The following is a 17,210-nucleotide window of genomic DNA, read 5'->3' as shown; positions in this document are numbered from 1 at the left end:
CCGTCAGCTGACGGCGGCGATCAGCTGGTCGAATTGTGCCAGCAGTCGCTGCAACTCGGTCCCCTGCCCTGGCCGTTGGGCATAGACCATTTCAGCCATGGCCAGAATACCCGAGGCGTTGGGCAGCGGCAGGTCGTTTTCCAGGATGGCTTTCATGCGCGGAAGAAAGATCCATTGCAGCCACTGCTCGAAATCCAGGGTGTCGACGGCGAACGGCTCGACACTGGCCAGCGCCTCGGCCGAAGGCGAAACATCACTCCACCAGCCCTGGACCCGCAGCTCTCGCTCGATCAGCAGTAGCTGATCGGCAATCTTGGGAAACCGAACATCCATCAGAGCGAAACCTTGGCTTTCTGGCGGGCCAATGCCGCGCCTGCCGAATCGCCTTGCTTCTCGCGAGCCTGGGCGATCAATTCCCACAGGCTCGCCTGGAGCGCCGGGCGACCGCTGGAGAATGTCAGGCCGCGACGAGCCAGTTGCTCGGCTTGCGGCGCATCGCCCTGGGCCATGCGTACCTGGGCCAGACGATAAAGAACCTGCGGCTCACGCGGCGCAACACGCTGGGCTCGCTCGAGGCTCGAGGAAGCGCCGTTGAGATCCCCTCCCGCCTGCTGCTGTTGCGCCGTGGTCAACAGGGCCAATACCGGTCCGTCCAGTTGCTCATCGGCGGACAAGCCACCGGAACTGGCCGATGGGATACTGCTCGGCGTCGATGGCATGCTGTAGCTGCCCTGGTTGATCGGCGAGGTTTCGATAGGTCCAGGCGTGATCGGGCCCGGCGTGATCGGCGTGCTGCTGATCGGTGCCGACGTGGTGGCGCCACCTCCCGGCACCATTACCACCACGCCGGTGTCCCCTTGGGGAATCGCCTGCGCCTGGCCTTGTACTGGCCGTTTGACCGTCGTCTGACGGAAACCACCGTTGGCCGAGACTCGCTCGCTATTGGAAACGGCCGTACCGGAGTCGACGACCGGAATCGAACCGCGCTGTACGGTGGAACAGCCACTGAGCAAAGCCACGGCGGTTACCGCTGGAATCAACCACTTGTTCACTTGAAACCCTCTTTGCTTAATTCATCCAGTCCTTGACCCAATCCATCACCGATTCGGCGGGATTCTGACCACCACAGGCTGCACCGGGTGGCGGTTCGCTGCCGCGAATATACGGCATCTGCACAGCGCCCGGGCAGTTGGCATCGGAGCCTTGCCCAGTGCGCGAATCGACCCAGGCCTGGACGATGTTGTCGGGTTGCGGCATGTCCAGAGGCAGCGGATCGGCCTTGCGCATGAAACTGGTCCAGACCTGCAACGCACCGGTGGCGCCAGTGAACGGCGTCTTGCCATTGTCGTCACGGCCAAGCCAGACAACCGCCAGCAAGTCCTGGCTGAATCCGGCGAACCAGCTGTCGCGCGAATCGTTACTCGTACCGGTCTTGCCCGCCAGGGTCAACGTCCGTGGGAGTACGTTATAGACCGAACTGCCAGTGCCTTCGCGCATGACTCGTTGCATGGCGCTCTGGATCAGATAAATAGAAGCCGGGTCGAAGCGTTGCTGAATCTGGAACGGATAACGCTTGAGCGGCTCGCCATCGGCGGTCAACACGCTGCGGATCCCGCGCATCGGTGTGTTGAAGCCACCATTGGCAAGGGTCTGGTACATGGCCGCCACTTCGATCGGAGCCAGGCCACCGGCGCCCAACAGCATCGATGGGAAGGCCGGGAATTCGCGGTTCACTCCCAGGCGCGCCAAGGTCTTGAGCACATTCGGCACGCCGACTTCCAGCCCGAGGCGGGCCGTCGATAGGTTGTAGGAATGCGCCAGGCCTTGGTACAGGAACACCGTGCCGTGGGGACGACGATCATAGTTCTGCGGCGTCCAGACCTGCCCGTCCGCGCCCTTGACCGAGAACGACTCATCGGACAGCCAACTGGTGAGCGTGTACTGGCTTGGCTTTTCCAAAGCAGTGAGATAAACCGCCGGTTTGATCAGCGAGCCGATCGGTCGCACCGCGTCCAACGCCCGGTTGAATCCTGCGAAACTGGCCTGGCGGCTGCCGATCATCGCCTGGACTTCCCCGGTTTCAGGGTTGGTCACCACCATAGCCGCTTCGACTTCGTCGGAACCCTTGCGCCCCGCCAGTCGCTTGAAAGTGTCATTGACCGAGGCCTCGGCCTTCATCTGCAGGATCGGGTCGAAACTGGTGAAGATCCGCAGGCCTTCTTCGGTCAAGTCTTCGTCGCGGTAGTCTTCTCGCAGTTGACGCTTGACCAGGTCCATGAAGCCAGGGAACGAGCTGTCCGCCAAGCTGCCACGCTTGGTCACGCCCAGCGGCATCTTTTTCGCCGCCTCGACTTGTTCCGCCGTTGCCACGCCCTGCTGCTGCAACAGATCGAGCACCAGGTTGCGGCGCTCAAGCGCACGCTCCGGATTACGACGCGGGTTGTAGGAAGACGGCCCCTTGACCATGCCCACCAACAACGCCACCTGGTGCAGCTTGAGTTCGGACAGTGGCTGGCTGAAGAAGAACTGGCTGGCCAGGCCGAAACCGTGCACCGCGCGCTGGCCGTCTTGCCCGACGAAGACCTCGTTGAGGTACGCCTCCAGGATCTCCTGCTTGTCGTAGTGCAGCTCCAGCAGCAACGCCATCATGGCTTCAGTCAACTTGCGGGTCAGGCTGCGCTCGTTGGTCAGGTAGAAGTTCTTGACCAACTGCTGGGTCAAGGTACTGCCGCCCTGGCGCATGTGCCCCGAAGAAGTATTGACCCAGACGGCACGGGCGATCGACTTGGGCGAGACGCCGAAGTGATGGTAGAAATCACGGTCCTCGACGGCAATCAGCGTATCGAGCAGGAACGGTGGCACCTGGTCGATCTTGATCAGGATCCGGTCTTCGAGGTTCTTGGGGTATAGGCCGCCAATCAACAGCGGCTCAAGACGCACCACGGACAGCTTGGCATTGTTGGCACCGGTCAGCGCGGCTACATAGTCGCCGGAAAACCGCACCCGCACCGGTTGCGCCTGCTCCATGCCTTCATAGAACTGGAAACCGCGGGTGTTGAGGTCGATGGTATTGCCGTTCACCGACGCCGCTCCGGGACCATTGGCGACGCTTTCGCGGCGATAACCCAAGGCATCGAGCTCAGTCAGGAAATCATCCTTGCTCAGCTTTTGTCCGACGAACAGCTCCAACGGCCGTGCGTAGACCTTGGCCGGGATGGTCCAGCGCTTGCCGGAGAACTTCTCCTGGACGATAGCATCGAGGTAGACGGCAAAACCGGCAAGCACGACAAGGCCTACCAGGCTCAGTTTAAGGGCCCACCCCAACCAGGGCCGCAGGCGGCTGGCGGGTGGTTTCTTGGGGGTGCGGGGGGATCGGGTACGAGTCATGGCGGCGGATTATACGCACTTTGTCGAGGTTCAACATGAGTCCGCCAAGGTTTGCGTTAGCGCCGCTTGCGGCCATAATGACCGCCTGGAATTTTCCAGTCTCTGAAGGATCGCCCGTGAGCCAATCACTGATCGCTGCCCTGCAAAACCCAGCCCTCTACCCGCATCCCATCGAAGGGTTCCAGGTCATCGAAACCCACATTTCCTGGGTGTTGCTCACCGGCCCCTACGCTTACAAATTCAAGAAACCGGTCAATTTCGGCTTCCTCGACTTCACCAGCCTCGACGCACGCAAGCATTTCTGCGGCGAAGAACTGCGCCTGAACCAACGCCTGACCCAGGACCTTTACCTGGAAGTCTTGCCGATCACTGGCAGTGCCGAAGCGCCACAACTGGGCGGCGACGGCCCGGCTATCGAATACGCCTTGAAAATGCGCCAGTTCCCCCAGAGTGAACTGCTCAGCACGCTGCAGGCCAATGGCGAACTGACCACCGCGCACATCGATGAAATGGCCGCGCAGATCGCCCAGTTCCACCTCACCACGCCAAAAGTGCCTGCCGACAATGCGGCGGGCACACCAGACAGCGTCATGGCGCCGGTGCGGCAGAATTTCGAACAGATCCGTCCATTCCTCAACGACAAGGCTGACCTGCTGCAACTCGAGGCTCTCCAGGCCTGGGCGGAAACCAGCTTCGAGCGGCTCAAGCCGTTGTTTACCCAACGCAAGGCCGACGGTTTCATTCGCGAATGCCACGGCGACATCCATCTGGGCAACGCCACGGTGATCGACGGCAAAGTGGTGATCTTCGACTGCATCGAATTCAACGAGCCATTCCGTTTCACCGATGTCTACGCCGACACCGGGTTCTTGGCGATGGACCTTGAAGACCGCGGCCTCAAGTCCCTGGCGCGACGCTTCGTCAGCCAATACCTGGAGCTGACCGGCGATTACGATGGCCTGGAATTGCTGAACTTCTACAAGGCCTATCGTGCCCTGGTCCGCGCCAAGGTCGCGCTGTTCAGCATGCCCGCCGAAGCCGATCCGGTGCAGCGCGCCACGACCCTGCGTCAATACCGCAACTACGCCAACCTGGCGGAAAGCTACAGCACGATTCCTTCGCGCTTCCTGGCCATCACCCATGGCGTGTCCGCCGTTGGCAAAAGCCACGTAGCGATGCGCCTGGTGGAAGCGCTTGGCGCGATTCGCCTGCGCTCGGACGTGGAACGCAAGCGCCTGTTCGGTGAACAGCAAGTGCCGAACGATCCACAGGCCGGCATCTATAGCAGCGATGCCAGCAGCGCCACGTACGCCCGGCTGCATGAGGTCGCCGATGCGATCCTCCACGCCGGTTTCCCCGTGGTGATCGATGCCACTTACCTCAAGCATGATCAGCGCGACGCCGCGGCCAAGGTTGCCGAAGGCACGGGCGCGCCGTTCCTGATTCTGGATTGCGAGGCGCCGCAAGCAGTGATCGAGAGCCGGCTCGCCCAGCGCCAAGCCGACCAGAAGGATCCTTCCGATGCCAACCTGACCGTCATCGCCGCCCAGCAGGCCAGCCGGGAAGCACTGACGCCGGCAGAAATCCTTTGCAGCAAACGGGTTCAAACCAACGAAAGCGGCACGCTGGATGTCGTGGTGGCGCAGATCCGCCAGCGCTTGCCGGGCCTGTAGAAACTATTTCGGCCGTGAAGCGACGCCCGGCTTCACGGCCGCCGAATAGTGGCACTATACTGGCGTCATAAAACCATCAGGTGATATGCCATGAGCCACCCAAAGCTTCTCGATACCCCGCTTTATGCCTTGTTGCGCAAAGATGACATCGCCGGGTTTAACGCCGAACGACCTCAAGGTCCTATCGATATGCGCGGCGGCGATTTTCGTGGCCTCGACCTGCGGGAATTGAACGCCGACAACGTGGATTTCACGGATGCCTACTTCCGTTCCACCGATTTGCGCGGCATCGATTTTCGCAAGTCGTCACTGGAAGGCGCGAGCCTGGCTCATGCGCAGATCTCCGGCACCTACTTTCCACCCGAGCTATCTGCCGACGAGATCCTGATGTCGATGAATTTCGGCACTCGCCTGCGCTATCGCACCCGCTGAAACGACGGCACCCGTGGTTGCGGCACCATCACTCTCCAGCGCCCCTGCCTGCGCTGGACGATGCGCTTTTCCTTCTTCCCTCAACCATCGTGCGTAATGCATTAGAAGCTTTTGCGTCGATTCCGATCAAAGAATCACGCTTTTCCTGCTGAACGCTACACTCCTGAAAAGCTTGCCCACTGCACCAGTCGGCCGTCGCAAGGAGGCTCGATGAATGATGAACTGCAACACCTGAAGAATCTGGGCAAGACATCAGCCCAGTGGCTGCACGCCGTGGGCATCCACAGCGCCTCGGATCTGCGCCGGCTCGGCGCGGTAGACGCCTATCGCGCCGTACGCACTCGCGGGTTTCGCGCTTCCAAAGTGCTGCTGTATGCCATCGAAGGCGCGCTGATGGACATGCATTGGAACGATATCCCCCCGGAACGCAAGGAAGCCCTCAACAAACAGTTGGATGCCATTTCGGCGCGGCACAAAGCCTGAAACCATTTTTTCTCGCGTCCGACCCGCTCACGCCAAGAAACTTCGGGCAATCGGGAAAGAATGTTTGACTTGGTAATGAGAATCGCTATGATTACCACATCCGGTCGCGAGACTGGTCGATATTTGAAAAGCCCTTGGTTCGGACTCTCAGATATCTCCTCATCAGGCTAATCACGGTTATTTGACCCGGCTTTTGCCGGGTCTTTTTTTTGCCTGGAGAATCACTTCGCGTCGCCTGAACGCATTTGCGCGCAGTAATCCTGCGGCGGCATTGCCGGGGTGTACCACACGTAATCCGCCATGGCCGGTGTCACATTGCTGCCCTCTTCAGCCAACATCAGCACCGACGGCCCATCGTGGGCCCCCAGATCCAGCGCATGCAGCGGCACGCCAACGTCCTTGCGGCCATGCCAGGCGCCCGCGAACAACAACGCCGGCGCGGGAGCCTCAAGCAATCGTTCGGCCATGCGCCGGTCACGCTGCTGCTGCACAGCCAGCATCGCGGGCATTTGCGACTCTGGCAGGATTCCGCAGTGGGACTCACGGATCTGCTCCAGCAGCACGCCCTTCACAGCATCCGAATTGGAACGAACTCCCTGCATCACAGGCGCTTGACGATAAATCCGTTGGATCTGCGCGCTGTCCAGATTGGCCGCCAGCACGGGATAGGATTGCATCAGGGCGAACTCGACCATGGGCCCGTAGAGGCTCCAGTCCCAACCTGGCGACCAGTCCAACGCGCCGGGCAGATCCCTTGGCAAGGCAGACAACTGGCGAACCGCGTCGACCCGTGGTTGTTGCTGGGGCGTCAACATCTCCAGTAACAGGCTGCCTTGGGCCCGTCGCTCGGCCAAGGCCTGGAGCAGCCAACGCTGCAATTCATGGTGATCGCGATTGTCATGTTGCTCTCCAACCACGACTCGCTGGGCACCCGCCAAACGCTTGACCAATACCTGGGGCGTGATCGATTGGCCGGTGTGCAAATCACGAATCCGTCCACCAAGCGGAGGGGGCTCGACAGTTTGACAGGCCGTCAACACAGCCAATGCCAGCATCAGGATCAAGCGCATATCGGTATTCTCCAGCCAGACTCAGCGGGCAATGATCAACGGATGGCCGCGCTCCGGATGGGACTGCACCAGCACGTCCAGGCCAAACACCGCCTTGAGGGGCTCCGGGCGCAGCACTTGCTGGGGCGAATCCAGGGCCACCGGCCTGCCGGACGCCAGCAGCAACAGGCGATCACAGTAACGCGCCGCCAGGTTCAGGTCATGCAGGATCACCAGCACCGCCGCGCCACGACCGGAAAATTCACGCACCGCTTGCAGAATGGTGTGCTGATGCAGCGGATCGAGCATGGAAGTGGGTTCGTCCAGCAGCAGGATCTGTCCCGCCTCGCCCGGCCACAATTGCGCCAGTACCCGGGCCAGATGGACCCGCTGTCGCTCACCGCCGGACAAGCTCAGGTAATTGCGACCTTGCAAATGTGCGGCGTCCGCAGCCCGCAGCGCCAATTCGACAATTTGCCCGTCACGTATCCGGCCGCTCTGGTGGGGCAGCCGCCCGAGGCCGACGACTTCTTCAACACGGAATGCGAAATCCAGGGTCGAGGTCTGCGGCAATACCGCCAGGCGACGGGCGCGCTCGCTGCCTTCCCACTGGGCCAGTGGCCGATCATCGAGCCAGACCTCTCCCTGTGCCGGACGCATTTCTCCACACAAACCGGCGAGCAGCGTACTTTTGCCCGCCCCATTGGGACCCAGCACACCCAGCACTTCGCCCGGAGTGAGCTGCAGATCAATATCCGCCAATACGGTTTTGTGGCCCCGGCGAATGTACAGGTTCTGCGCTCGCAACATCAGGCGCGCCCCCGCAACAAAAGATAAAGGAAAAACGGCGCGCCGATGAAGGCCGTGACGATGCCGATCGGCAGCTCAGCCGGGGCCAGCGCCAGACGCGCGACCAAATCGGCGAGCAGCAACAGGCTCGCCCCCGCCAGCACCGATGCCGGCAACAGGACGCGGTGGTCCGGCCCCGCCATCAACCGTACCAGGTGCGGCACCACCAGCCCGACAAAGCCGATCATGCCCGCCGCCGCGACGGCAGCCCCGACGCCCAAGGCGGTGCAGAACACCAACTCTCGCTTGAGCCGTTCGACGTCGATGCCCAGATGGGCGGCTTCCGATTCGCCGAGAAGCAAGGCGTTAAGCGCCCGGGCGCGACGCGGCAGCCAGATCGCGACGCCGACGCTGACCAGCAACAACGGCCACAACCGCCCGTAGCTGGCACCGTTTAGGCTCCCCAGGTTCCAGAACGTCAGGGTGCGCAAGGTCGCATCGTCCGCCAGGTAAGTGAACAAGCCGACCGCGGAGCCGGAGAGCGCGGTCAAGGCAATGCCAGCCAAGAGCATGGTGGCGACATGCGTCTGGCCGTTGCGCCGGCCGAGGCGATAGACCAGCGCCGTGACTCCAAGCCCGCCGAGAAACGCACACAACGACAACACGTAAGGCCCCAACGCTTCGGGCACCCCGCCCAGCGCCGAGCCGGCGACGATGGCAAACGCGGCACCCAACGCCGCGCCACTGGACACGCCCACCAACCCCGGGTCGGCCAGCGGGTTACGAAACAATCCTTGCATCGCCACGCCAGACAGCGCCAACACTCCCCCCACCATCAGTCCCAGCAACGTGCGCGGCAGACGAATCTGGCCAAGGATCAGCTCGGCCTGCTCCAGGCCATCGGCGGCCACCGGCAAACCCAACAGGCGCAGGGCGGCCCGCAAGGTATCGAATAAGGGCAAGCTCACCGGTCCCAACGCCAGGGACAGCCAGGTCGCCAGCAGACACAGCAGGCCCAGCCCAACAAACAACGTGCGCGGCTTGACTAGCGCCGTCATGGCACCTGGGCCGGATAGAACGCATTGGTCAGCTTCACCAGGCTTTGCGGCAAACGTGGGCTTAGTCCGCCCACCAGCAACGTTGGGTCCAGCTCCATGACGCGCCCGTCCCTGGCGGCGCGCGTCGAGGACAGGATCGGATTTTCCTTGAACAACGCCGCGCGCGCCTCTTCACCGCGCAAGGCACGATCGGCGAAGACCAGCACTTCAGGGTTCAGGCTGGCCAGGGTTTCAACGGAGAACGGTTTGTAACCGCTGTGGGTCGCCAGGTTGTGGCCGCCGGCCTGTTGCAGTAGCCAATCAGCGGCGGTGTCCTTGCCCGCGACCAGCGGCTTGCCGCCAGCGCTGCCCACCAACAGCAATACACCAGGCGCCTTTTGCTTGAGCCGGGCTTCATCCACCCTAACGCTATGCCGGGAAAGACTCTGTTGATAATCCTCGAAGAATTCTCTAGCCCTGGACTCGGCTCCCAACAACTGACCCAGGTGACGCAGATTGTCCTGGAGCGCCGCCAGGCTTGGCGCCGCAGAGAACAGTTCGACCTGCACCCCGGCGTTGCGAATCTGCGCCAAAACCGGAGGCGGCCCCATTTCTTCGGTACCCACCAGAATCTGCGGACGCAGGCTCAGCACGCCCTCCGCCGATAGCTGCCGCTGATAACCGATACTGGGCAACGCTCGCAGCGATTCGGGATGCTGGCTGGTCGTGTCCACGCCCACCAGTTTCGATTCACCACCCAGCGCGCCGACCCACTCGGACAAGGCGCCGCCGGCGCTCACCCAGCGCTGCGCAAGATCGGCCGCCAACGCTCCCTGGCAGGCCAGCAAGACGATACAGAGCGCAGCAACGCGGACATTCAGGCGCATCGGGCAGCTTCCTCGAAGAAGTTTTCCACAGGGTCGGGCTTGGACAAGTATCCTCGACACCACCTGCGAAGGAGGCGCCATTTGATAATTGTTTTCATTTGACCGTCAAGCATGGCACTCGACAACATAGCCTTCAACGAGCCCGTCCTTATGACACCTAGAGACTCACATGAAATTTCTTTGTAGCACCGCCGAGCTGCCTGAAAGCGGCAGTCGCGGTTTCGACATGAATGGGCGCAAGGTCCTGGCCGTGCGGCGCGCAGGCCAGGCGTATGTCTATCTCAACCGCTGCCCGCACCGCGGCGTGCCGCTGGAATGGCAACCCGACCAGTTTCTCGATACCAGCGCCAGCCTCATCCAGTGCGCGACCCACGGCGCGCTGTTCCTGATCGAAAGCGGTGAGTGCGTCGCCGGCCCTTGCGCCGGACAGTTCCTCGCGGCGCTAGATAGCCGGGAGGACGATCAAGGCATTTGGGTCGAGCTGTAGTGGCTCAAGCAACACCGGCAGCGGACGATCGACCCACATCTGCTCCGGCGTCAGCGTGGCGCCATATGCCAACACTTCCACCCCGGCGGCCACGGCCTCGTGCAACGCCGCGGCGTACACCGGGTCGATTTCGTGCGCCGGCCGCACCGCATCGATGCCGCTCAGGTTCACGCAATACAACTGCACCGCGCGCACGCCCTCCCGCGCCAGGCAAGCCAGCTCTCGCAGGTGCTTGGCGCCACGCAGGGTTACCGCATCGGGAAACGCCGCGACATTCGTCCCGTCGAAACCCAGCGTGACGCTTTTCACCTCGACCCAGGCCGAGCTGCGATCCGCGTAGTCGAGCCGAAAATCGATGCGGCTGTTCTCGACGCCATAGGCCACTTCCCGCTTGAGCCCTATGAACCCGTTCAGCTCACTGATGACACCGGCGCGCAGCGCTTCCTCGATCAACCCATTGGCCCGCGCGGTGTTGATACAGGCCAAGCGCCCCTGAGGGGTTTCGCCTATTTCCCAAGTGCCCGGCAACTTGCGTTTGGGGTCGTTGGAGCGACTGAACCAGACGCGCGCGCCCTCGGCCATGCAATTGAGCATCGAGCCGGTGTTGGGACAATGAATTGTCAACAGTTCGCCATGAACGGTCTCGATATCGGCGAGAAAACGTTTGTAACGTCGAATCAACCGTCCTTCTTCCAAGGCAGGGGAAAAGAGCATCAGCCTTGCCAGCTCCACAGTCCGCGTTCAATTCGCTCCACCGCTTCTTGCAGCCGCGGCAGGCTTTGGGTGTAGGCGAAACGCACGTGATGACCGGCCTGATGACGACCGAAATCGAGCCCCGGCGTGAACGCCACGTGTTCGGTTTCCAGGAAGTGCTGGCAGAACGCGAAGGCATCTGCGCCGAAAGCGCTGATATCGGCATAAAGGTAGAACGCCCCTTGGGGCTCCACTGCGATGCCGAACCCCAGCTCACGCAACGCTGGCAGGAGAAAGTCACGACGCAGCGCGAACTCGGCGCGCCGTTGTTCGAAAATCGCAATAGTCGCCGGCTCGAAACAGGCCAAGGCCGCGTACTGGGCCATGCTTGGAGCACTGATGTAGAGGTTTTGCGCGAGCTTTTCCAACTCAGCGACGGCCGCCGAAGGCGCCACCAGCCAGCCCAGCCGCCAGCCGGTCATGCCGAAATATTTGGAAAAGCTATTAAGGACGAACGCATCGTCATCGACTTCCAGCACGCTGGCGGCGTCGGTGCCGTAGGTCAGGCCGTGATAGATCTCGTCGACGACCAGGTGCCCGTTGTGGGCCTTGATCGCCTTGGACAATCCCGCCAATTCATCCCGGCTGAGAATCGTCCCGGTCGGGTTGGCCGGGGAAGCCACCAGAGCACCGACGCTGTCCTGGTCCCAATGGCGATCCACCAGGTCCGGCGTCAACTGATAACGCACGTCCGGCCCCACGGGCACCAATTGTGCCGCGCCTTCGATCAGCCGCAGGAAATGACGGTTGCAGGGATAGCCTGGGTCGGCCAATAGCCAATGTTTACCAGGGTCCACCAGCAGAGCACTGGCCAGCAACAACGCGCCGGAGCCACCCGGAGTAACCAGGACGCGCCGGGGATCGATCTCCACGCCGTAGCGCTGCGCGTAGAAACCGGCGATGGCTTCGCGCAGCTCGGGAATGCCCCGGGCCGCGGTGTAGCGGGTCTTGCCGGCGGCCAGGGCAGCCTGGCCGGCCTGGATGATCGGCTCGGCGGTGGTGAAGTCCGGCTCGCCGATTTCCAGGTGAATGACATCGTTCCCGGCGGCCTGCAGTTCGTTGGCGCGGGCCAGCAGCGCCATGACATGGAATGGTTCGATGGCACGGCTGCGTGCGCTGTAGGGCTGGGCCATTGGGCCGTCCTTCACGAAAAAAGAACCGATTCTACCCAACTCGGGAACGGGTGCGGGAACGAGCGCAAATCTAAAACGGTCCTAGCGCTAGCTGGAAATGACTCCAGCGTTAAACCCAGACTTGACTAAAATCAAGCATTGAGCAGGTTTGCAACACCACCGAACCGGACCCGATCATGTTTTACGGGCCCCAGCCGCGCCAGGCTCGACAACCGGGAGTAGCGCAGGCTGATTTGATCTGGTAAGTTCGCCCGCTTGCAGCCGCAGGGCCGGCAGGTGTCGGTGATGGAGCAATCCTGCGTAGTGGATTACAAGAGTAGAGGCGGTCCATTCATGCCCACCCAAGCAAAGCAGAATCAAAATCAGTCGCTCAGCGGGTTTGAGCCGTATGTCGCGAAAGAGGGCGAAGAGTACATGGGCGCCCCCATGCGCGCGCACTTCACCAAGATCCTGAACAAGTGGAAACAGGACTTGATGCAGGAAGTCGACCGCACGGTTGACCATATGAAGGACGACGCTGCTAACTTCCCCGACCCGGCCGACCGTGCCAGCCAGGAAGAAGAATTCAGCCTTGAACTGCGCGCTCGCGACCGTGAACGCAAGCTGATCAAGAAAATCGACAAGACGCTGCAACTGATCGAAGACGAAGAATACGGCTGGTGCGAGTCCTGCGGCGTCGAGATTGGCGTCAAGCGACTGGAGGCACGTCCGACCGCCGACATGTGCGTCGACTGCAAGACCCTCGCGGAAATCAAGGAAAAACAGGTCGGCAAGTAATCGCCGGGGCTGTCATCGAAACGGAGCGTTCATACGCTCCGTTTTTTGTTTGCGAGGCTCCCATGCCCTCAGTTCTTGTAGGAGCGAGCCTGCTCGCGAATGCGTTCGTCCAGCCAACATTGATGTGACAGCCACACCGCTTTCGCGAGCAGGCTCGCTCCCACAGGGAATTATGCTCCGTCATCAAGATTTGCACTCCTTTCGCCCGGACCCCGTAAAATTCGCTCTATGACTGACTACACCGGACGCTTCGCCCCCACCCCCAGCGGCCACTTGCATTTCGGCTCGCTGGTCGCCGCCCTGGCGTCGTACCTCGACGCCCGGGCCGTGGGCGGACGCTGGTTGTTGCGCATGGAAGACCTCGACCCGCCCCGGGAAGAGCCCGGCGCGCAGGCGGCAATTCTCAAGGCGCTGGAAAGCTACGGCTTTGAATGGGATGGTGAAATGGTGCGCCAGAGCGACCGCCACGCCGCCTACCAGCAGGTCATCGATCGCTTGTTCAACCAAGGCCTCGCCTACGCCTGCACCTGTTCGCGCAAGCAACTGGAACCCTATCAGGGCATTTATCCGGGACCGTGCCGCAACGCAGGTCACAACATCGAAGACGCCGCCATCCGCCTGCGCGTCCCCGAACTTGAATACCATTTCGTCGATCGGGTCCAAGGCGAATTCCGCCAGCACCTGGGCCGCGAGGCCGGCGACTTTGTGATTCGTCGCCGCGACGGGCTGTATGCCTACCAATTGGCAGTGGTCCTGGACGACGCCTGGCAGGGTGTCACCGATATAGTCCGAGGCGCCGACCTGCTGGATTCCACGCCGCGCCAGCTATACCTGCAAGAACTGCTTGGGTTGCCACAACCGCGCTATCTGCACGTGCCACTGATTACCCAGCCGGACGGGCACAAACTCGGCAAATCCTATCGTTCACCACCCTTGACGGCCGATCAGGCAACGCCTCTGCTGTTGAGAGCGCTGCGCGCACTGGGCCAGCAACCGGCATCGGAGTTGGTCGATGCCAGCCCACGGGAGTTGCTGGCCTGGGGCATTCGCCACTGGGATGCGGGAAAGATCCCACGCACACTGTCCCTGCCCGAAGCGCAAATACAGTGACGGCCCTTGCAGCCTGCCGCCTATCCGTTACCATCGCCGCACGTTTTCGGGCACGTGCATAAAAAAGAGAGGCCGGGATGTACATCTATCGCTTGGTCCTGCTCCTGGTAGTGGGGATTTACCTGTTCTCCCCAGCCATCATGGATTGGTGGATCGATGCCACGGGTGCCTGGTATCGGCCCTATCTGCTCTGGCTGATCCTGATCGTCGTGACCTTCATCCTGCAGAGCCAAAAAGATGCCGATGAGCTTTAGCCTGACCCAGATGATCCTGATCAGCGGCGCCTATCTGGCGGTGCTGTTCGGCGTGGCTTGGATCAGTGAACGAGGCATGATCCCCCGGGCAATCATTCGCCACCCGCTGACCTACACCCTCTCGCTGGGCGTCTACGCCAGTGCGTGGGCGTTTTATGGCACGGTCGGCCTTGCGTACCAATACGGCTATGGTTTCCTGTCCAGTTACCTCGGGGTGTCCGGCGCCTTTCTGCTGGCGCCGGTGCTGCTTTATCCGATCCTGAAAATCACCCGCACCTATCAATTGTCTTCGTTGGCCGACCTGTTCGCCTTTAGATTCCGCAGCACCTGGGCCGGTGCGCTGACCACCATCTTCATGCTGGTCGGCGTGCTGCCATTGCTGGCGCTTCAAATGCAGGCGGTCGCCGACTCCATCAGCATTCTGACCCACGAACCGGTGCAGCACCGGGTGGCGCTGAGCTTCTGCGTCCTGATTATCCTGTTCACGATTTTCTTTGGCTCGCGGCACATCGCCACGCGGGAAAAACATGAAGGCCTGGTGTTCGCGATCGCCTTCGAATCGGTGATCAAGCTGGTCGCCATCGGCGGCGTCGGCCTCTATGCCTTGTATGGCGTATTCGATGGCCCGCAGCAGCTCGAGATCTGGCTGTTGCAGAACCAGACCGCCCTCGCCGCGCTGCATACGCCGCTCCAGGAAGGCCCGTGGCGCACGCTGCTGCTGGTGTTCTTCGCCTCGGCGATCGTCATGCCGCACATGTACCACATGACCTTCACCGAGAACCTCAATCCGCGCTCATTGGTCAGCGCGAGCTGGGGCTTGCCGCTGTTCCTGCTGTTGATGAGTCTGGCCGTGCCGCTGATCCTGTGGGCCGGCTTGAAACTGGGCGCCAGCACCAACCCGGAGTATTTCACCCTCGGCATCGGCATCGCCGCCAACAATGAAGCCTTGGCGCTGCTGGCGTATGTCGGCGGCCTGTCAGCGGCCAGTGGCCTGATCATCGTGACCACCCTGGCACTGTCGGGCATGGCTCTCAACCACTTGGTACTGCCGCTCTACCAGCCTCCAGCCGAGGGAAACATCTATCGCTGGCTGAAATGGACCCGTCGCGCATTGATCGTCGCGATCATCATGGCCGGCTACGGTTTCTATCTGATGCTGGGCGACGGACAGGACCTGGCCAACCTGGGCATCGTCGCGTTCGTTGCGACCCTGCAATTCCTGCCCGGCGTCCTGTCAGTGTTGTATTGGCCGACCGCCAACCGCCGCGGCTTTATCGCCGGCCTGCTGGCGGGGATCGTGGTCTGGCTGGTCGCCATGCTGCTGCCGCTGCTGGGCAACCTGCAGGGTTTCTATATTCCGCTGTTGAACATGATCTACGTGCTCGACGACACCAGTTGGCACATGGCAGCCATCGCCTCGCTGGCGGCAAACGTGCTGATGTTTACCCTGATCTCGCTGTTCACCAATGCCAGCAGCGAAGAAGCCAGTGCCGCCGAAGCCTGCGCTGTGGATAACGTGCGCCGGCCCCAGCGCCGTGAACTGCACGCTGCCTCGCCCCAGGAATTCGCCACTCAACTGGCCAAGCCTCTTGGCGCCAAGGCCGCGCAAAAGGAAGTCGAACAGGCCCTGCGCGACCTTTACCTGCCATTCGACGAACGCCGTCCATACGCCTTGCGTCGGTTGCGGGATCGGATCGAAGCCAACCTGTCCGGCCTGATGGGCCCCAGCGTGGCCCAGGACATGGTCGAAACGTTCCTGCCCTACAAGGCCGGCGGCGAGAACTATGTCACCGAAGACATCCACTTCATCGAGAGCCGCCTGGAGGATTACCACTCGCGCCTCACCGGCCTGGCCGCCGAGCTGGATGCCTTGCGCCGTTACCATCGCCAGACCCTGCAGGAACTGCCGATGGGCGTGTGCTCCCTGGCCAAGGACCAGGAGATCCTCATGTGGAACAAGGCCATGGAAGAACTGACCGGGATTGCCGCGCAGCGGGTGGTCGGTTCCCGCCTGAGCACGTTGGGCGAGCCGTGGAAAGGCTTGCTGCAAGGCTTCATCGACCTGCCGGACGAGCATCTGCACAAACAACACCTGGCCCTGGACGGACAGACCCGCTGGCTGAACCTGCACAAGGCAGCGATCGACGAGCCTTTGGCGCCGGGCAACAGCGGCCTGGTGCTGCTGGTGGAAGACCTGACCGACACGCAGATGCTCGAAGACAAGCTGGTCCACTCCGAGCGCCTGGCCAGCATCGGTCGCTTGGCCGCCGGGGTGGCCCATGAAATCGGCAATCCGATCACCGGCATCGCCTGCCTGGCGCAGAACCTGCGCGAAGAGCGCGAGGACGATGGCGAGCTGACGGAAATCAGCGGCCAGATTCTCGAACAGACCAAGCGCGTATCGCGCATCGTCCAGTCGTTGATGAGTTTCGCCCACGCCGGCGGTCATCAGCACAACGACGAGCCGGTGTGCCTGGCCGAAGTGGCCCAGGACGCCATCGGCCTGCTGGCGCTCAACCGGCGCAACTTCGAAGTCCAGTTCTTCAACCTGTGCGACCCCGAACACTGGGTCGACGGCGACCCCCAACGGCTCGCCCAGGTGCTGATCAATCTGCTCTCCAACGCGCGCGACGCCTCACCGGCCGGCAGCGCGGTACGGGTCAAGAGCGAAGCTTTCGAACATACCGTCGACCTGATCGTCGAAGACGAAGGCAGCGGTATTCCACAGAACATCATGGACCGATTGTTCGAACCCTTCTTCACCACCAAGGATCCTGGCGAAGGCACCGGTCTGGGCCTCGCACTGGTCTATTCCATCGTTGAAGAGCATTATGGACAAATCACCATCGACAGCCCGGCCGATGTTCAGAGCCAACGCGGCACCCGTATTCGGGTGACCTTGCCGCGTCATGTCGAAGCGACGTCCGCTGTGAACTGAGACCGTCGAGAGAATCGAATC

At 61.8% G+C, this 17,210-nt stretch carries 17 protein-coding genes; 8 read left to right on the top strand and 9 right to left on the bottom strand.

Annotated elements, in window-relative coordinates:
- Positions 1 to 3: 3 nt before the first annotated feature.
- From DOCECA_RS00760 to mrcB, 3 genes are read right to left on the bottom strand one after another with little or no spacing between them, the layout of a single operon-like run.
- A complete protein-coding gene (locus DOCECA_RS00760) occupies positions 4 to 333 on the bottom strand; it encodes a YqcC family protein (protein WP_420767591.1) in 330 nt (109 codons plus the stop codon).
- Positions 333 to 1,052 carry a tetratricopeptide repeat protein gene (locus DOCECA_RS00755; RefSeq protein ID WP_420767592.1) on the bottom strand — a complete coding sequence of 240 codons (720 nt, stop codon included), beginning with the start codon at positions 1,050 to 1,052 and terminating at the stop codon, positions 333 to 335. Before DOCECA_RS00755 ends, DOCECA_RS00760 begins: the two co-directional genes overlap by 1 nt.
- Positions 1,053 to 1,068: 16 nt before the next feature.
- Entirely contained in the window at positions 1,069 to 3,387 is a 2,319-nt protein-coding gene (gene mrcB / locus DOCECA_RS00750) for a penicillin-binding protein 1B (RefSeq protein WP_420767593.1), read from the bottom strand.
- 116 nt (positions 3,388 to 3,503) lie between these two features.
- On the opposite strand from mrcB, the gene DOCECA_RS00745 reads away from it, so the two are divergent.
- From DOCECA_RS00745 to DOCECA_RS00735, 3 genes are all read left to right on the top strand, one after another.
- Positions 3,504 to 5,060, top strand: a complete 1,557-nt coding sequence (locus DOCECA_RS00745) for a bifunctional aminoglycoside phosphotransferase/ATP-binding protein (protein ID WP_445571314.1) — start codon at positions 3,504 to 3,506, stop codon at positions 5,058 to 5,060.
- Positions 5,061 to 5,150: 90 nt separating this feature from the next.
- Entirely contained in the window at positions 5,151 to 5,492 is a 342-nt protein-coding gene (locus tag DOCECA_RS00740; RefSeq protein ID WP_445571313.1) for a pentapeptide repeat-containing protein, read from the top strand.
- A gap of 210 nt (positions 5,493 to 5,702) precedes the next feature.
- On the top strand, positions 5,703 to 5,975 hold the full coding sequence (locus DOCECA_RS00735) for a TfoX/Sxy family protein (RefSeq protein ID WP_420767596.1): 273 nt from the start codon (positions 5,703 to 5,705) through the stop codon (positions 5,973 to 5,975).
- A 221-nt stretch (positions 5,976 to 6,196) separates the two neighbouring features.
- Here DOCECA_RS00735 and DOCECA_RS00730 read toward each other — a convergent pair whose 3' ends face one another.
- Genes DOCECA_RS00730 through DOCECA_RS00715 form a run of 4 tightly spaced genes read right to left on the bottom strand, consistent with a single transcriptional unit; the run spans position 6,197 to position 9,737 of the window.
- Positions 6,197 to 7,045: a ChaN family lipoprotein gene (locus DOCECA_RS00730; protein WP_445571312.1), complete on the bottom strand. Its 849-nt coding sequence runs from the start codon at positions 7,043 to 7,045 to the stop codon at positions 6,197 to 6,199.
- Between the two features lie 21 nt (positions 7,046 to 7,066).
- The gene (locus DOCECA_RS00725; RefSeq protein ID WP_434562280.1) at positions 7,067 to 7,834 is read right to left on the bottom strand and encodes a heme ABC transporter ATP-binding protein; all 768 of its coding nucleotides are present in this window, start codon (positions 7,832 to 7,834) and stop codon (positions 7,067 to 7,069) included.
- Positions 7,834 to 8,817 (bottom strand): FecCD family ABC transporter permease, encoded by a 984-nt coding sequence (locus DOCECA_RS00720; protein ID WP_420767662.1) that lies wholly within the window; start codon positions 8,815 to 8,817, stop codon positions 7,834 to 7,836. Before DOCECA_RS00720 ends, DOCECA_RS00725 begins: the two co-directional genes overlap by 1 nt.
- 50 nt (positions 8,818 to 8,867) lie before the next feature.
- Positions 8,868 to 9,737, bottom strand: a complete 870-nt coding sequence (locus DOCECA_RS00715) for a heme/hemin ABC transporter substrate-binding protein (protein WP_445571311.1) — start codon at positions 9,735 to 9,737, stop codon at positions 8,868 to 8,870.
- A 169-nt stretch (positions 9,738 to 9,906) separates the two neighbouring features.
- On the opposite strand from DOCECA_RS00715, the gene DOCECA_RS00710 reads away from it, so the two are divergent.
- Positions 9,907 to 10,224, top strand: a complete 318-nt coding sequence (locus DOCECA_RS00710; RefSeq protein ID WP_445571310.1) for a Rieske (2Fe-2S) protein — start codon at positions 9,907 to 9,909, stop codon at positions 10,222 to 10,224.
- Here the strand turns inward: DOCECA_RS00710 and sfsA are convergent.
- Positions 10,180 to 10,938 carry a DNA/RNA nuclease SfsA gene (sfsA, locus tag DOCECA_RS00705; protein WP_445571309.1) on the bottom strand — a complete coding sequence of 253 codons (759 nt, stop codon included), beginning with the start codon at positions 10,936 to 10,938 and terminating at the stop codon, positions 10,180 to 10,182. The two genes, DOCECA_RS00710 and sfsA, sit on opposite strands and share 45 nt — an antisense overlap.
- The gene (locus tag DOCECA_RS00700; protein ID WP_445571308.1) at positions 10,938 to 12,110 is read right to left on the bottom strand and encodes a pyridoxal phosphate-dependent aminotransferase; all 1,173 of its coding nucleotides are present in this window, start codon (positions 12,108 to 12,110) and stop codon (positions 10,938 to 10,940) included. The genes sfsA and DOCECA_RS00700 overlap by 1 nt, the downstream gene beginning before the upstream one ends.
- Positions 12,111 to 12,443: 333 nt before the next feature.
- On the opposite strand from DOCECA_RS00700, the gene dksA reads away from it, so the two are divergent.
- The 4 genes from dksA to DOCECA_RS00680 all read left to right on the top strand — a co-directional run bounded on the left by dksA (position 12,444) and on the right by DOCECA_RS00680 (position 17,189).
- A complete protein-coding gene (dksA, locus tag DOCECA_RS00695; RefSeq protein WP_420767603.1) occupies positions 12,444 to 12,887 on the top strand; it encodes an RNA polymerase-binding protein DksA in 444 nt (147 codons plus the stop codon).
- A 228-nt stretch (positions 12,888 to 13,115) separates the two neighbouring features.
- Positions 13,116 to 13,997 (top strand): tRNA glutamyl-Q(34) synthetase GluQRS, encoded by an 882-nt coding sequence (gluQRS, locus tag DOCECA_RS00690; RefSeq protein ID WP_445571307.1) that lies wholly within the window; start codon positions 13,116 to 13,118, stop codon positions 13,995 to 13,997.
- A gap of 77 nt (positions 13,998 to 14,074) precedes the next feature.
- Entirely contained in the window at positions 14,075 to 14,251 is a 177-nt protein-coding gene (locus DOCECA_RS00685; RefSeq protein ID WP_003176118.1) for a hypothetical protein, read from the top strand.
- The gene (locus DOCECA_RS00680) at positions 14,235 to 17,189 is read left to right on the top strand and encodes a sensor histidine kinase (RefSeq protein WP_434701214.1); all 2,955 of its coding nucleotides are present in this window, start codon (positions 14,235 to 14,237) and stop codon (positions 17,187 to 17,189) included. The genes DOCECA_RS00685 and DOCECA_RS00680 overlap by 17 nt, the downstream gene beginning before the upstream one ends.
- Positions 17,190 to 17,210: the final 21 nt, after the last annotated feature.

The organism is Pseudomonas sp. E102 (genome assembly GCF_052660185.1).
Note: the sequence above shows the minus strand (reverse complement) of the source record. Positions and strands in the feature narration are given on the sequence as shown.

Coding starts and splice junctions, on each gene's coding strand:
- DOCECA_RS00760 (WP_420767591.1), bottom strand. CDS start 333: ATGGATGTTCGGTTTCCCAAGATTGCCGATCAGCTACTGCTGATCGAG.
- mrcB (WP_420767593.1), bottom strand. CDS start 3,387: ATGACTCGTACCCGATCCCCCCGCACCCCCAAGAAACCACCCGCCAGC.
- DOCECA_RS00740 (WP_445571313.1), top strand. CDS start 5,151: ATGAGCCACCCAAAGCTTCTCGATACCCCGCTTTATGCCTTGTTGCGC.
- DOCECA_RS00735 (WP_420767596.1), top strand. CDS start 5,703: ATGAATGATGAACTGCAACACCTGAAGAATCTGGGCAAGACATCAGCC.
- DOCECA_RS00730 (WP_445571312.1), bottom strand. CDS start 7,045: ATGCGCTTGATCCTGATGCTGGCATTGGCTGTGTTGACGGCCTGTCAA.
- DOCECA_RS00725 (WP_434562280.1), bottom strand. CDS start 7,834: ATGTTGCGAGCGCAGAACCTGTACATTCGCCGGGGCCACAAAACCGTA.
- DOCECA_RS00715 (WP_445571311.1), bottom strand. CDS start 9,737: ATGCGCCTGAATGTCCGCGTTGCTGCGCTCTGTATCGTCTTGCTGGCC.
- DOCECA_RS00710 (WP_445571310.1), top strand. CDS start 9,907: ATGAAATTTCTTTGTAGCACCGCCGAGCTGCCTGAAAGCGGCAGTCGC.
- sfsA (WP_445571309.1), bottom strand. CDS start 10,938: ATGCTCTTTTCCCCTGCCTTGGAAGAAGGACGGTTGATTCGACGTTAC.
- DOCECA_RS00700 (WP_445571308.1), bottom strand. CDS start 12,110: ATGGCCCAGCCCTACAGCGCACGCAGCCGTGCCATCGAACCATTCCAT.
- dksA (WP_420767603.1), top strand. CDS start 12,444: ATGCCCACCCAAGCAAAGCAGAATCAAAATCAGTCGCTCAGCGGGTTT.
- gluQRS (WP_445571307.1), top strand. CDS start 13,116: ATGACTGACTACACCGGACGCTTCGCCCCCACCCCCAGCGGCCACTTG.
- DOCECA_RS00685 (WP_003176118.1), top strand. CDS start 14,075: ATGTACATCTATCGCTTGGTCCTGCTCCTGGTAGTGGGGATTTACCTG.
- DOCECA_RS00680 (WP_434701214.1), top strand. CDS start 14,235: ATGCCGATGAGCTTTAGCCTGACCCAGATGATCCTGATCAGCGGCGCC.